The sequence below is a fragment of the Planotetraspora mira genome, from assembly GCF_016863275.1.
Classification (GTDB): domain Bacteria; phylum Actinomycetota; class Actinomycetes; order Streptosporangiales; family Streptosporangiaceae; genus Planotetraspora; species Planotetraspora mira.
Genome location: NZ_BOOO01000045.1, coordinates 37,078 through 50,938, shown reverse-complemented (window position 1 = coordinate 50,938; position 13,861 = coordinate 37,078). Strand labels below are relative to the sequence as shown.

Annotated in this window: 13 protein-coding genes; all 13 read right to left on the bottom strand. The window is 68.6% G+C overall.

Going from position 1 to position 13,861, the window contains the following annotated elements:
- Positions 1-84 precede the first annotated feature (84 nt).
- Positions 85-2,265, bottom strand: a complete 2,181-nt coding sequence (locus Pmi06nite_RS36940) for a RelA/SpoT family protein (protein WP_203957869.1) — start codon at positions 2,263-2,265, stop codon at positions 85-87.
- A gap of 286 nt (positions 2,266-2,551) precedes the next feature.
- Positions 2,552-3,079, bottom strand: coding sequence for an adenine phosphoribosyltransferase (locus Pmi06nite_RS36935; protein ID WP_203957868.1), 528 nt, complete (start codon positions 3,077-3,079; stop codon positions 2,552-2,554).
- A 165-nt stretch (positions 3,080-3,244) separates the two neighbouring features.
- Positions 3,245-4,336 (bottom strand): protein translocase subunit SecF, encoded by a 1,092-nt coding sequence (gene secF, locus Pmi06nite_RS36930; RefSeq protein ID WP_203957867.1) that lies wholly within the window; start codon positions 4,334-4,336, stop codon positions 3,245-3,247.
- The gene (gene secD, locus Pmi06nite_RS36925; RefSeq protein WP_203957866.1) at positions 4,336-6,021 is read right to left on the bottom strand and encodes a protein translocase subunit SecD; all 1,686 of its coding nucleotides are present in this window, start codon (positions 6,019-6,021) and stop codon (positions 4,336-4,338) included. Before secD ends, secF begins: the two co-directional genes overlap by 1 nt.
- 114 nt (positions 6,022-6,135) lie before the next feature.
- Positions 6,136-6,495: a preprotein translocase subunit YajC gene (gene yajC / locus Pmi06nite_RS36920; protein ID WP_203957865.1), complete on the bottom strand. Its 360-nt coding sequence runs from the start codon at positions 6,493-6,495 to the stop codon at positions 6,136-6,138.
- Positions 6,496-6,802: 307 nt separating this feature from the next.
- Complete coding sequence (gene ruvB / locus Pmi06nite_RS36915; RefSeq protein ID WP_203957864.1) at positions 6,803-7,852, bottom strand: Holliday junction branch migration DNA helicase RuvB; 1,050 nt, start codon at positions 7,850-7,852, stop codon at positions 6,803-6,805.
- Positions 7,853-7,886: 34 nt separating this feature from the next.
- A complete protein-coding gene (gene ruvA / locus Pmi06nite_RS36910; protein WP_203957863.1) occupies positions 7,887-8,507 on the bottom strand; it encodes a Holliday junction branch migration protein RuvA in 621 nt (206 codons plus the stop codon).
- A 196-nt stretch (positions 8,508-8,703) separates the two neighbouring features.
- Positions 8,704-9,294, bottom strand: a complete 591-nt coding sequence (gene ruvC / locus Pmi06nite_RS36905; RefSeq protein WP_203957874.1) for a crossover junction endodeoxyribonuclease RuvC — start codon at positions 9,292-9,294, stop codon at positions 8,704-8,706.
- 115 nt (positions 9,295-9,409) lie between these two features.
- Positions 9,410-10,576 carry a GNAT family N-acetyltransferase gene (locus Pmi06nite_RS36900; protein WP_203957862.1) on the bottom strand — a complete coding sequence of 389 codons (1,167 nt, stop codon included), beginning with the start codon at positions 10,574-10,576 and terminating at the stop codon, positions 9,410-9,412.
- A 55-nt stretch (positions 10,577-10,631) separates the two neighbouring features.
- The gene (locus tag Pmi06nite_RS36895) at positions 10,632-11,387 is read right to left on the bottom strand and encodes a YebC/PmpR family DNA-binding transcriptional regulator (RefSeq protein ID WP_203957861.1); all 756 of its coding nucleotides are present in this window, start codon (positions 11,385-11,387) and stop codon (positions 10,632-10,634) included.
- 3 nt (positions 11,388-11,390) lie between these two features.
- Entirely contained in the window at positions 11,391-12,002 is a 612-nt protein-coding gene (gene pdxT / locus Pmi06nite_RS36890; RefSeq protein ID WP_203957860.1) for a pyridoxal 5'-phosphate synthase glutaminase subunit PdxT, read from the bottom strand.
- Between the two features lie 79 nt (positions 12,003-12,081).
- Positions 12,082-12,507 (bottom strand): MarR family winged helix-turn-helix transcriptional regulator, encoded by a 426-nt coding sequence (locus Pmi06nite_RS36885; RefSeq protein WP_239114457.1) that lies wholly within the window; start codon positions 12,505-12,507, stop codon positions 12,082-12,084.
- Positions 12,508-12,942: 435 nt separating this feature from the next.
- Positions 12,943-13,854 (bottom strand): pyridoxal 5'-phosphate synthase lyase subunit PdxS, encoded by a 912-nt coding sequence (pdxS, locus tag Pmi06nite_RS36880; protein WP_203957859.1) that lies wholly within the window; start codon positions 13,852-13,854, stop codon positions 12,943-12,945.
- Positions 13,855-13,861 lie beyond the last annotated feature (7 nt).

The following is a 13,861-nucleotide window of genomic DNA, read 5'->3' as shown; positions in this document are numbered from 1 at the left end:
CTTGAGTCCAGGCAGGCCACTGCACCTTCTTCCGAACTTGTGCATGATCACGCCCAAGGGGGAAAGAAAGGGGCCGGATCTGGGTTAGTTGGTGACGCGGTAAACGTCATAGACGCCCTGGATGGTCCTGACGGCCTTGAGGACGTGGCCGAGATGCTTGGGATCACCCATCTCGAAGGTGAACTTGCTGACGGCCACCCGATCCCGTGAGGTCGCCACCGATGCCGACAGGATGTTCACGTGGTGGTCCGACAACGTCCGCGTGACGTCGGACAACAGGCGAGGCCTGTCCAGGGCCTCGACCTGGATCGCTACCAGGAAGAGCGAATCGTCCTGCGGCGACCATGACACCTGAACCAGGCGGTCCGCCTGCGCACTCAACTGCTCTACGTTCGGACAACTCGTCCGATGTACGGAAACTCCGTGACCTCGCGTGACAAATCCGACGATGTCGTCGCCGGGTACCGGCATACAACATCGGGACAGCCGCACCCACACGTCCGGATCGCCCGCCACCATGACGCCGGCGTTCGAATTGGCCCTGGAGCGCCCCTTGAGCCTCGTAGGGACCGCGGCCTCCGCCAGGTCCTCCTCAGCCCCGTCGACCCCTCCCAGCGCCTGTACGAGCTTCTGAACGACGGACTGGGCCGCGACATGGCCCTCCCCCACCGCCGCGTACAGCGCGGACACGTCCGGATAGCGCAGGTCGCGCGCCAGTGCCAGAAGCGCTTCGCCGGACATGAGGCGCTGGAGCGGGAGGCCCTGCTTGCGCATCGCCCGCCCGATGGCCTCCTTGCCGGCCTCGATCGCGGTCTCCCTGCGCTCCTTGGAGAACCACTGACGGATCTTGTTCCGGGCTCGGCCGCTCTTGACGAACTTCAGCCAGTCACGCGACGGTCCGGCGTCCGGCGACTTCGAGGTGAAGATTTCGACCGTGTCCCCGTTGCCGAGCCGGGACTCCAGCGGCACCAGTCGCCCGTTCACGCGGGCGCCGATGCAGCGGTGTCCCACCTCCGTGTGCACGGCGTACGCGAAGTCCACGGGCGTCGCACCCTCGGGAAGGGCGATCACCTGCCCCCGCGGCGTGAAGACGAACACCTCGGACACCGACAGGTCGAAACGCAGCGACTCCAGGAACTCGCCCGGGTCGGAGGTCTCCTTCTGCCAGTCGAGCAACTGCCGCAACCAGGCCATGTCGTTGACCTGCTTGGCCTTGGCAGGCCCCGAGCCGTTCGTCTCCTCCTTGTACTTCCAGTGGGCGGCCACGCCGTACTCCGCGCGGTTGTGCATCGCCCGCGTGCGGATCTGCAGTTCGATCGTCTTGCCCTCGGGTCCCATGACCGTCGTGTGCAGCGACTGGTACATGTTGAACTTGGGCATGGCGATGTAGTCCTTGAACCGCCCGGGTACCGGCCTCCACTGTGCGTGGATCGTCCCGAGCGCCGCGTAACAGTCGCGGACCGTGTCGACGAGCACCCTGATGCCCACCAGGTCGTAGATGTCGTCGAAGGCCACGTCCTTGGCGATCATCTTCTGGTAGATCGAGTAGTAGTGCTTCGGCCGCCCGCGCACCGTGGCCTTGATCTTGGCCTCGCGCAGCTCGGCGGAGACCTTCTCGATGACCTCCTGCAGGAACAGGTCACGTCTGGGCGCCCGCTCCGACACCATCCGGGCGATCTCGTCGTACCGCTTCGGATAGAGCATGGCGAACGCGAGGTCCTCCAGCTCCCACTTGATGGTGTTCATGCCGAGCCGGTGGGCCAGGGGCGCGAAGATCTCGAGCGTCTCCCGGGACTTCTGCTGCCGCTTGTGCTCGGGCATGTAGCGCATCGTGCGCATGTTGTGGAGCCGGTCGGCGAGCTTGATGACCAGGACCCGGATGTCGCGGGACATCGCGACGACCATCTTCCTGACGGTCTCGGCCTGCGCGGCGTCGCCGAACTTGACCTTGTCCAGCTTGGTCACGCCGTCGACGAGCAGGGCGATGTTGTCGCCGAAGTCGCCCCGTAACTCGTCGAGGCTGTAGGCGGTGTCCTCGACGGTGTCATGCAGCAGGGCGGCGCACAGGGTCTCGTCGTCGGTCCCCAGCTCGGCCAGGATGCTCGCCACGGCCAGCGGATGGGTGATGTACGGGTCGCCGCTCTTCCGCTTCTGGTCGCGGTGATGGTAGGCGGCCATGTCGTAGGCGCGCTCGATCAGGCGCATGTCGGACTTGGGATGGGTCGCCCGGACCGTCTTGAACAGCGGCTCCAGCACCGGATTCATAGCACCCCATTGCCCCCCGAACCGGGTCAGCCGTCGTCGCGCGGCCGGCGCCGGTCTCTCTTCCGCGCCCCCCGATGCGTCGGGCACCGCGTCAGCGGGCACATCGGCCGGCTCGGGGGCCTCGCGCGGGTCGGTCCCGCGTCCAGCCCGCGTGCTGTCAGGCACGACCACATCACGGGGCACACAGACTCCTCACGTCGAGTCCAGATCCCTCAGTGTATCCGTGCCGCCACAGCACTCTCCGCCGACTGTTCGCGCCCATGATCGGGCGGCCCCGCGATCGGGCTCACACGCTCAGCAGCGCGCGGACCTCCAGACCGGGCAGCCGGTCCCGTCCGGACAGGAACGACAGCTCCATCAGGAACGACACGGCGGTCACCTCCGCGCCCGCCCTCCTGACCAGTTCCACGGTCGCCTCGGCCGTCCCGCCCGTGGCCAGCACGTCGTCGACGATCAAAACCCGCTCGCCGGGCGCGAAGGCGTCCGCGTGCACCTCGATGGTCGCCGAGCCGTACTCGAGGTCGTAGGAGGCCTCAAGCGTCGCAGCCGGCAGTTTGCCCGCCTTCCGGACAGGGACGAACCCGGCGCCGCTCCGGTACGCCACCGGCGCGGCCAGAATGAACCCCCGCGCCTCGATGCCGACCACCTTGTCGAAGACGAGGCCGTCGGCCAGCTCATCCACGACCTGCGTGAACGCCGCGTGGTCGGCCAGGAGCGGGGTGATGTCCTTGAACAGGATCCCCGGCTTCGGGTAGTCAGGAATGTCCCTAATCAGGGCGCTCCAGTCAGTCACGACGCCCACCCTAGAGCACATCCGGCGGGCCCTCCCCGTACGGCAGGCCGCCTGCTGCTCGGTCAAACCCGGCAGACCCACCGCCCCCTCAACCAAGGACCGCTGCGGACGCCGCCCGAAAACAGCGGCGCCCCCGCTGCCCGTTGCGGGCGGCGGGGGCGCTCGAGTGTCCGAGTGTCCGGACGGCTAACGCTTCTTGCGCTGCTTCCCACCGGGCACGGTGCCGTTCTGGGATCCCGCGGCGCCGTTCTGGGAACCCGCCGCGACGGGCTCCTTGCCGGTACGGCTCCCGCCCGCGGTCGCCGCGGCGGCCTTGGCGGCGGAGACCTGCCGGGCCGCGACCCGCCTGGCCAGCGCCTGCCACTGCGGCTCCCGCTCCTTGAGCGTCACCAGGATCGGCGTGGCGACGCACAGCGAGGAGTAGGTGCCGACGAGCATTCCGACGAACAGGGCCAGCGACAGGTCCTTCAGCGTGCCTGCGCCGAGCAGCGTGGTCCCGATGAACAGGATCGCCGCCACAGGCAGGATCGCGACGAGCGAGGTGTTCAGCGACCGGATCAGGGTGTGACTGAGGGCGTTGTTCGCCGCCTGGGTGTAGGTCATCTTGGCCGACGTCCCGAGCTTGCCCGTCACCTCCTTGATCATGTCGAAGACCACGACCGCGTCGTACAGCGAGTAGCCGAGGATCGTCAGGAAGCCCAGCATGGTCGCCGGAGTGACCTCGAAGCCGGACCACGCGTAGATGCCCGCCGTGATCACGAGGTCGTGCACGAGGGCGACGACGGCGGCGAGCGCCATCCGCCACTCGAAGGCCACCGAGAGGTACAGCATGATCGCGAGCATGAAGACCACGAGGCCGAGCCAGGCCTTCTGTGAGACCTCACCGCCCCACGTGGCCCCGATCACCTGAGAGCTGACCTGCGCCTCGGGAATCTTGTACTCCTCGGCGACCGCCTTCTGGACCTTGGACACCCCATCGACGTCCAGGCTCTCCGTGGTGACCCGCCAGTTCTTCGAGCCCGCCTGCTGGACGATCACCTGGTGCGGGCCCGCGCCCTCGACGGTCGACCGGACCTGCTCCACGCTCGACCCGGGCGTCCGGGCGAAGTCGAAGACCGAGCCGCCCCTGAACTCGACACCGAGGTTCAGTCCGTGAAGGACGAGGCCGAGTATCGAGATGATCAGCAGGAAGGCCGACAGGCCGTACCAGATCTTGCGCTTGCCGACGAAGTCGATGTTGATGTCGCCGCGGTAGAGGCGACTGATAACACCCGGCATCACGCCTCCTGCAGGGTCTGCTCGGCGGGGCTCGTACGGCCCATGCGCTCCGCGTCGAGTCCGGACAGCTTGTGGCCCTTGGCGAAGAACCTCATCCGCGCCACCAGCGACATGAGCGGCTTGGTGAAGAGGAAGACGACCACGATGTCGATCAGTGTGGTCAGGCCCATCGCGAACGCGAAGCCCGCCACGCCGCCGACCGCGAGGAAGTACAGCACGATCGCGGCGATGAACATGACCGCGTCGGCCACGAGGATCGTCCGTCTCGCGCGGCGCCAGGCGACCTCGACGGCCGAGCGCAACGTGCGGTGGCCCTCCTTGATCTCGTCACGGATGCGTTCGAAGTAGACGATGAACGAGTCCGCCGTGATGCCGATCGAGACCACGAGGCCGATGATGTGGGGCAGCGAGAGCCGGAAGCCCGCGTTATGGCTCAGCAGCACCACCGTGGAGTAGGTGATCACCGTGGCCACGCCGAGGCTCGCCACACCGATCAGGCCGAGGCCCCGGTAGTAGAGCAACAAGTAGAGAATGACGATCAGCAGGCCGATGGCGCCCGAGATGAGGCCGCCACGGAGCTGGTCCTGGCCGAGCGTCGAGGAGACCGACACGACCTCGCTCTGCTTGAACTTCAGCGGCAGCGCGCCGTACTTGAGCTGGTCCGCGAGATCGTTGGCGGTCAGCTGGGTGAAGTTGCCGGAGATCCGGGCACTTCCGCCGGGGATCGCCTCTTCGATCGTCGGGGCCACGACGACGACGCCGTCGAGCACGTTCGCCAGCTGGTTGCGCGGCGCCGTGAGCGTGGTGATCCGCCGGGTGATGTCGGCGAACTCCGTCGCGCCCTTGGACTTGAAGGTGACCTGGACGATCCACTCACCCGTCGTCGGGTCGGTGCCGGCGGAGGCTCCGCTGATCTCGGTGCCCTGCACGGCCGCCTTGTCGAGGATGTACCGCGCCGTGCCGTCCTGGCTGCATGCCACGATCTGCTTGTTCGGATCGTCCGCGGTGCCCTGACCGCGGTCCTTGGCGGTGCAGTCGATGTCGCGGAACTTGTCCAGCAACGCAGGGTCGATGCCGCTGGTGTCCGCGCCGGCGAGCGGGTCCTCGGTGGCCCCCGGAGGGGGAACGGGCGGCGTCGGGGTGGCTTCGGCCTTCCCCTTCGCGTCGCCCTTCGCCTTGTCGTCGCTCTTCGCTCCGCCCTTGGCGTCCGCGGTTGCGGACGGCGAGGGCGCGGCGAGGGCCGAGGACAGTGCCCTGCCCGCAGGCGTCCCGCTCACGCTGGGAGTGGGCGTCGATCCGCCGGTCGGCGTGGCGCTCGGAGCGCCCGAGCCGCTGGGTGTCGGAGCCGCCGTCGGCATCTGAACCGGCTGGTTCGTCGCGGCGGCCACCGCGAGCACCTGGCGCATCCGCAGCTCGGCGGTGGTGGCGACTCGCGCCACCGCCTCACGCTGCCCCACTCCGGGGAGCGAGATCACGATGTTGGAGTTCGCCTTGGCGACCTCGGCGTCCGTGATGCCGTTGCCGTTGACACGCGCCCGGATGATGGTGACGGCACGGTCGAGGCTCTCGTCCGACGGCGGTTTCCCGTCGAGTGTGGCCGGCGAAAGCGTCACCGTGGTCCCACCGGCCAGGTCGAGGCCGAATTTGGGGACGAACGCCTTCTGTAGGGCGATCGTCGCGCCCATGGCGAGAATGATCGCCAGAAGTACCAGGAGCGTGCGTCCCGGCTTGATCTGGCTACTGGTCGGTGGGGCCACTGGTGGTCAGTTCTTTCGTCAAAGGGTGTGCGATCAGCCTACTCAGGACTGCTTGCTACTCGAGTCATCGCCGTCCGTCGTCGTGTCGGGGGTGTCGACGACGGTCGAGTCGGCCTCCTCATCAGAGGTTCCCTCCGCGGGCGTGACCACACGGCCGATCGCCGCCTTGACCCACCGGGTCTCGATTCCGGGGGCGACCTCCAGGATGACGTCGTCGTCGTCGATCGCCGACACGGTGCCGAACAGCCCGGTCGTCGTCATGACTCGGGCGCCGGGAGCCAGGTTGTTCTGCATCTGTACCTGCTCCTGCTGCCGCTTTCGCTGCGGACGGATCAAGAGGAAGTAGAAGACCACTACCAGCAAGATCAGCGGCAGGAACGTCCCAAGCGGGTTGCTACCCACGGGGCCACCCTTCCTTACGTGATTAACCCGGCTGACGCCGGAGGTTTGATGCGCATTGCCACGTGGCCGCCGCGACGCTACACGGGTCGGCGTAAGCGGCCAGTCAAGCCACGCAGTGTATGCGAGCCGTTCTTGACCCGGCAACGAGCACACGTTCTGGCTCGCGGGAAAGTTCCTGTTTCATAGCCTTCGAAACCGATTTGTGATCCCACAAGGCCCATACATCACAGGTGCACGACTTTTCCTGGGACTTTTCCCTTTCATTTCCTCCCCTGTACGGCACGCGTCACCCCGTCCACATGCTCGTCTAGGCCTCGTCGAACAGACCTGGCAGGACGGACGCGCCGAATGCGTCAGGAGGCGGAGTCAGACCGAGATGAGCCCAGGCCGACGCCGTCGCGACCCGGCCGCGCGGAGTGCGGGCGATGAGACCCTGCCGTACCAGGAAGGGCTCGGCCACGACCTCCACGGTCTCAGGTTCCTCCCCCACCGCCACGGCGAGGGTGGACAGGCCCACCGGGCCGCCCCCGAACTTCCGGAGCAGGACGCCGAGAACCGCCCGGTCGAGCCGGTCCAGCCCTTCGGCATCGACCTCGTAAAGATTCAGTGCGGCCGAGGCGATCTCTCTGGTGATCACACCCTCGGCGCGGACCTCCGAGAAGTCTCTGACCCTCCTGAGCAGCCGGTTGGCGATTCGAGGCGTGCCGCGAGACCGCCGGGCGATCTCATGGGCGCCCTCGTCCGGGAGGTCGACGGAGAGCAGGCGTGCGGAGCGGTTCAGGACCTGCTCCAACTCGCTCGCGTGGTAGAAGTCCATGTGCGCGGTGAACCCGAACCTGTCGCGCAGCGGTGCGGGCAACAGGCCCGCGCGGGTCGTCGCCCCCACAAGCGTGAACGGCGCGATGTCCAGCGGGATCGACGTCGCCCCCGGACCCTTGCCGACGATGATGTCGACCCGGAAGTCCTCCATGGCGAGGTAGAGCATCTCCTCCGCGGGCCGGGCCATCCGGTGGATCTCGTCGATGAACAGCACCTCGCCCTCCGACAGGGTCGAGAGGATCGCGGCGAGATCGCCCGCCCTCTCGAGCGCGGGACCGGAGGTCACCCGGAGCGGCGCGCCGAGCTCCGCCGCGATGATCATCGCGAGCGTGGTCTTCCCGAGGCCGGGGCCGCCGCTCATCAGCACGTGGTCGGGCGGCCGGTTCCGGCGAAGGGCGCTTTCCAGCACGAGTGACAACTGCTCGCGGACCCGCGCCTGGCCGATGAACTCGTCGAGACGTTTCGGCCGCAGCGCGGCCTCTATGGTCTGCTCGTCGTTCTCCGGCTCGGGAGACACGAGATCACGTTCGAGGCTCATGCTCGCTCCCGGTCCGTGTGCCGCATGGTGGGCCTCATCGAACGCTCAGCGCACGGAGTGCCGCCTTGAGCAGGGCCGCGACCTGGGGCGCGCGGCCCGCCGCGACCTCCGCGTCCGCTTCCGCGCCGACGACGGCGACCGCCTCGTCGGCGTCCTTGGCGGAGTAGCCGAGCCCGACCAGGCCGGAGTGGACCTGCTCGCGCCAGGCAGGAGGCTTGGCCTTGCCGTTCAGGGCGGCGTTGACGGCCTCGTCGGGGGTGCCGAGCTTGTCCTTCAACTCGAGCACGATGCGCTGGGCGCCCTTCTGCCCGATGCCGGGGACCATCGTGAGCGCCTTGAGGTCGGCGCCGGCCACGGCGACACGCAGCGCGTTCGGCGTGTGGACCGCCAGCATCGCAAGGGCGATGCGCGGCCCCACCCCACTGGCCGTCTGCAGCAGTTCGAACACGACCCGCTCGTCCTCCGCGGCGAAGCCGTACAGCGTGAGCGACTCCTCCCGCACGACGAGCGCGGTCGCGAGCCGGGCGGCCTCGCCCACGCGCAACGAGGCGAGCGTGCCGGGCGTGCAGTGCACCAGGATGCCCACCCCGCCGACCTCGATCACGGCGGCGTCCGGCGCGATGGCGGTCACCTCACCGGCCACGGATGCGATCATCGGCCCGTCCCTTTCCCACCCCGGGCGGAACGGCCGTGACGCCGTCCCGCGGGCCCGCCGGCGTGAACGTCATGGCCGGTCTCGAGACCCTGCCACGATCTCCGTCGCGGGACCCTCGGCAGCCCGCGCCGGCGTGCCGACCCCAGTCCTACCAGAGCCCGCAGACAGAGTGCCGCCCCCATCGCGGATCGGACGGTCACCGGCCCGTCCGGTCGTCCGTACGGCCGGCCGCGGGCGAATGCCGGTACCCCGCGGCCATCGCGGCCGAGGCGCCGCCACGCGACCGGGCGAGGGCCTCGGCCAGCCGGTTCTGGACGCCTCCCCGCCACACGTGGCAGATGGCCAGCGCGAGGGCGTCGGCGGCGTCGGCGGGCTTCGGCATCGCGTCGAGCCGCAGAAGCCGGGTCACCATCGTGCCCACCTGTTTCTTGTCGGCGTTGCCGTTCCCCGTGATGGAGGCCTTGACCTCGCTGGGGGTGTGCAGAGCGACCGGCAGCCCCCTGCGGGCGGCGCACACGATGGCGACGGCGGAGGCCTGAGCGGTGCCCATGACGGTGCGGACGTTGTGCTGGGCGAACACCCTCTCGACGGCCACCGCGTCGGGCTTGACCTCGTCGAGCCACCGCTCGATCTCGGCCTCGATCACCACGAGGCGGGAGCCGATGTCGTCCTCGGGCGGAGTGCGCACGACCCCCACCGCGACGAGATTGAGAGGCGCCCCAGGACGGCCCTCGACCGCGCCGATGCCGCATCGCGTCAGCCCGGGGTCGACCCCCAGCACTCGCAACTCGGGCATCCGCACCGGCAGGCCTCCCCTGGTCCGCTCGCCCAGCGGCATCCGCGAACCGCCGAACATCTGTTCGGCCCCGAACTCTACCGTGATCGGCTCGTCTTCGCTCGCGTCAGAAGTAATCGATCATGTACGCGGCGCAGTTGAAGGCGGCGTCCAGCAGGTCGTCGGCCTCGGGAGATCCGCCGGCGAGCCGTCCCGTACGCCGGAGAGTGGACGTGGGGACTCCGGCGAACAGTGCCGACAGGCCGCCGATCGTGAATCTGGGCGCCCGCCCCGGCTCGGTGCCCGCCGCGGCGGAAGCCGTACCGGATCCCGACGCGACCTCCAGGCGCCAGGTGCCCGAGTTGGCGGCCCGCTGCGGGTCGTCGACCTCGATCGCCACGTCGAGGGAGACCCCGGCGGGGAAGCCGCGCCGTTCGATGGCGGTGGGCAGATCGATCAGGCGGTACATCCAGCGCGTCTGCCTGACCTCGTCCGACTGCCGCTCGCGGAGCATCCACAGAACCGGGTCGTGGGGCTCGACGGAGGCCTTGACCGACGTCGCGATCGACGAGGCGGTGCCGACGAGCGACCACAGGGCGCGCGCCGTGGCCTCGGAGCCGGCGACGAGGTTGTCGACCTCGATGTCGCCGGAGTCCCAGCGGTAGATCACATAACCGTCGTCGGCCAGGTAGCAGAAGTCGTCATCGTCGTCGAGCCACAGGCGCCACGTGGGCTCGTCCCAGCCGAGCGGCCCGCTGGCACGGGTGGAGGCGTAGACCCGCTCCAGCACCGCCATGAGCTCCGGCGCGTCGTCCGGGCCCATGCGGCGCAGCTTCACGGCCCTTGAGGCGCCGTCGCCCATGCCCCGCAGCGCCTCAGTGGGCAGGACGGCCGTCAACTGCGCCCCCGCGTGCTCCCAGCCCAGGCTCCGGTAGAGCGGCGTGGTGGCCGGATAGAGCGCGGACGTGACGTGCCCGAGTTCGCCGCACCGGTCGATCACGGCGGACATGAGCGTGCGGCCCACGCCGCGTCCCCGGTCCTCCGGCGCGACGGTCACGCCGGCGATGCCCCCCATGGACAGCGCCCGCCCGTGCCACCACTGGGTGAAGCGGTTGATCCGTGCCGTGCCGGTCAGCCGGGAGCCTTCGAAGGAGCCCAGGTAGGACCCCTCGGGCAGGAGCTCGAAGCGTTTACGCCACGTCTCCACGTCGCCCGGGGAGAGCGGGCCGAAGGCGCGCTTGCGGTTGTCGAGCACGGCGTCGAGATCATCGGCCGTCAGGTCGCGAATGTCCACAAACGACAAAGCTAAGCCGCCCGCAGCCGCAGACGCGACCTCTTTTCGCCCGGCGCTAGTCCTCTTCGAGCTTCTCCATGACCTCGTCGCTGACGTCGAAGTTGCCCCAGACGTTCTGGACGTCGTCGCTGTCCTCGAGCGCGTCGATGAGGCGGAAGACCTTGCGGGCGCCCTCCTCGTCGAGCGGGACGTTCATCGTGGCCATGAAGCTCGCCTCTGCCGACTCGTAGTCGATCCCGGCGTCCTGCAGGGCCTTGCGGACCGGGATGAGGTCGGTCGCCTCGGAGACGACCTCGAAGTTCTCGCCGAGGTCGTTGACCTCCTCCGCCCCCGCGTCCAGGACGGCCATGAGCACGTCGTCCTCGGTCAGCGAGGCTCGCGGGACGATCACGACGCCCTTGCGGTTGAACATGTACGAGACCGAGCCGGGGTCGGCGAGAGAGCCGCCGTTGCGGGTCAGAGCGACCCTGACCTCCGACGCCGCGCGGTTGCGGTTGTCGGTCAGGCACTCGATCAGGATGGCGACGCCGCCGGGGGCGTAGCCCTCATACATGATGGTCTGCCAGTCGGCGCCGCCCGCCTCGAGACCGCCGCCGCGCTTACGGGCGCGCTCGATGTTGTCGATGGGGACGGAGTTCTTCCGCGCCTTGGTGATCGCGTCGTACAGGGTCGGGTTGCCGTCCGGATCGGGACCGCCGGTCCTGGCCGCGACCTCGATGTTCTTGATGAGCTTGGCGAAAAGCTTGCCGCGCTTGGAGTCGAGCGCCGCCTTCTTGTGCTTCGTCGTCGCCCATTTGGAGTGGCCGGACATCGCCTAGAACTCCCTCACCATTTCGACAAAATACGAATGAACCCGCGCATCTCCGGTCAGCTCCGGATGGAAGGATGTCGCGAGCAGCGGTCCCTGCCGGACCGCGACGATCCTATCCCCAGGATCGCTCACCGCATCCTCTCGTCGAGCGCGACCCAGCACGTCGACCTCCGGGCCGACGGACTCGACCCAGGGCGCGCGGATGAACACGGCCCTCATCAGGCCCCGCGAGGCGAAGTCGAGATCGGCCTCGAAGGAGTCGATCTGACGGCCGAACGCGTTGCGGCGGACGACCATGTCGATGCCGCCGAGAGTCTGCTGTCCCTCGATCCCGCCCTCGATGCGGTCGGCCAGCATGATCATGCCGGCGCAGGAGCCGTAGGCGGGCATGCCCTCCTTGATCCGCAGCCGGAGCGGTTCGAGAAGCTCGAACGCGGTCGCGAGCTTCCACATCGTGGTCGACTCTCCACCCGGGATGACCAGCGCGTCCACCGCGTCGAGCTCTTCCTGGCGGCGAACGGGCATCGCGCCTGCGCCCGACGATTCCAGGGCGCGGACGTGCTCGCGCACGTCGCCCTGGAGGGCGAGCACACCGATCTTCGGCGCAGAGGTCACGGCAGTCCCTTCATCTGGTGGCCGATTCAGCGTATGACCATGCGGGGCGACGCCCCAAACCGGCGGCGGGCGCGGTGGGTCAGCCGCGGCCGAGCTTGGCCAGTGCGGGCAGGGCCGCACTGATGGCGCGCCGTTCTTCAGCGGTGAGCCTGTCCAACTGCCGGGTGAGGTAGGAGATCCTCGCCTGCCGTACGGCATGGAGCCGGGACCGGCCCTCGCTGGTCAGCTCGACCGTGCGGACGCGGGCGTCGGAGGCGTCCGTGCCCCGGGCGACCAGGCCCGCGTCCTCGAGCCGGTTGATCTGGACGGTCATGGTGGGCAACTGCACGCCGTGCTCTTCGGCCAACTCGGACATACGGCGCGGGGCGCCTTCGAGGGAGCCGAGAACGGAGTACTGCTGGGCGGTCACCGGCTGTCCCGCGGTCGTACGGCGAAGCAGCATGACGAGGTCGCGGAGCTCCCGCGACAGACTCCCCGCCAGCCGTCCCGTGTCGTCCGTCGTCACACCCCAGACCCTAACCCCCCACCCCCGCCTCCGGCGTGATCATGCACGGGTTCGGAGATGTGCCGTCCGACCAGCCCCATCTCCGGGCGTGATCATGCACAGATTCGCATTCAGGCCGTCCCACCTGCGCGAACCTTCCGCGTGATCATGCGCAGGTTCGGTGATCATGCCTCCGACATGCCTGAACACCATCCGTGATCATGCACATCCACGGAATCCCCGAATACACGTGCATGATCACGAACAACGAACGAGCAGCTCAGACCGTCAATTCCCGAACCTGCGCATGATCACGAACAAGAAAGGCCCAGCTCAGACGGTGCATCCCCGAACGTGTGCATGATCACGGCGCGAGAGGGCGCAGCTCAGCACATCCTTCTACGAACCTGAGCATGATCACGCCCGAGTCTGAGCCCGAGGCCGGGGTGGGTGGGGTTACCAGCCGCGTTCGGCCAGGCGGTGTGAGACGGGGACGTCGTCCACGTTGATGCCGACCATGGCCTCGCCCAGGCCGCGCGAGACCTTGGCGATGACATCGGGGTCGTCGAAGAACGTGGTGGCCTTCACGATCGCCGCCGCACGCTTGGCCGGGTCACCCGACTTGAAGATGCCGGAGCCGACGAACACGCCCTCCGCGCCGAGCTGCATCATCATCGCCGCGTCCGCCGGTGTCGCGATGCCGCCGGCCGTGAACAGCACCACCGGCAACTTGCCGGCCTTGGCCACCTCGGCGACCAGTTCGTACGGCGCCTGCAGTTCCTTGGCCGCGACGTAGAGCTCGTCCTCGGGCAGGGAGGTCAGCCGCTTCAGCTCGCCGCGGATCTGCCGCATGTGGGTGGTCGCGTTGGAGACGTCGCCGGTGCCCGCCTCACCCTTGGAGCGGATCATCGCGGCGCCCTCGGTGATGCGGCGCAGCGCCTCCCCAAGGTTGGTCGCGCCACACACGAAGGGCACCGTGAACTGCCACTTGTCGATGTGGTTGGCGTAGTCGGCGGGCGTCAGCACCTCGGACTCGTCGACGTAGTCGACTCCGAGCGCCTGCAGCACCTGAGCCTCGACGAAGTGGCCGATCCTCGCCTTGGCCATCACCGGGATCGACACCGCGCCGATGATGCCCTCGATCATGTCGGGGTCGCTCATCCGCGACACGCCGCCCTGGGCGCGGATGTCGGCGGGCACGCGCTCCAGAGCCATGACCGCCACCGCGCCGGCGTCCTCGGCGATCTTGGCCTGCTCAGGGGTGACGACATCCATGATGACCCCGCCCTTGAGCATCTCCGCCATTCCACGCTTCACGCGGGCGGTGCCGACGGCGGACTCGTTGATTTCGGGGGTGCTGCTGGACACGGTGTTA

Excerpts from the sequence above, each read along its gene's own strand:
- Pmi06nite_RS36895 (WP_203957861.1), bottom strand. The coding sequence starts at position 11,387 with ATGTCCGGCCACTCCAAATGGGCGACGACGAAGCACAAGAAGGCGGCG.
- secF (WP_203957867.1), bottom strand. The coding sequence starts at position 4,336 with ATGCCGGGTGTTATCAGTCGCCTCTACCGCGGCGACATCAACATCGAC.
- secD (WP_203957866.1), bottom strand. The coding sequence starts at position 6,021 with ATGGGCGCGACGATCGCCCTACAGAAGGCGTTCGTCCCCAAATTCGGC.
- Pmi06nite_RS36935 (WP_203957868.1), bottom strand. The coding sequence starts at position 3,079 with ATGTGCTCTAGGGTGGGCGTCGTGACTGACTGGAGCGCCCTGATTAGG.
- ruvA (WP_203957863.1), bottom strand. The coding sequence starts at position 8,507 with ATGATCGCATCCGTGGCCGGTGAGGTGACCGCCATCGCGCCGGACGCC.
- Pmi06nite_RS36940 (WP_203957869.1), bottom strand. The coding sequence starts at position 2,265 with ATGAATCCGGTGCTGGAGCCGCTGTTCAAGACGGTCCGGGCGACCCAT.
- ruvB (WP_203957864.1), bottom strand. The coding sequence starts at position 7,852 with ATGAGCCTCGAACGTGATCTCGTGTCTCCCGAGCCGGAGAACGACGAG.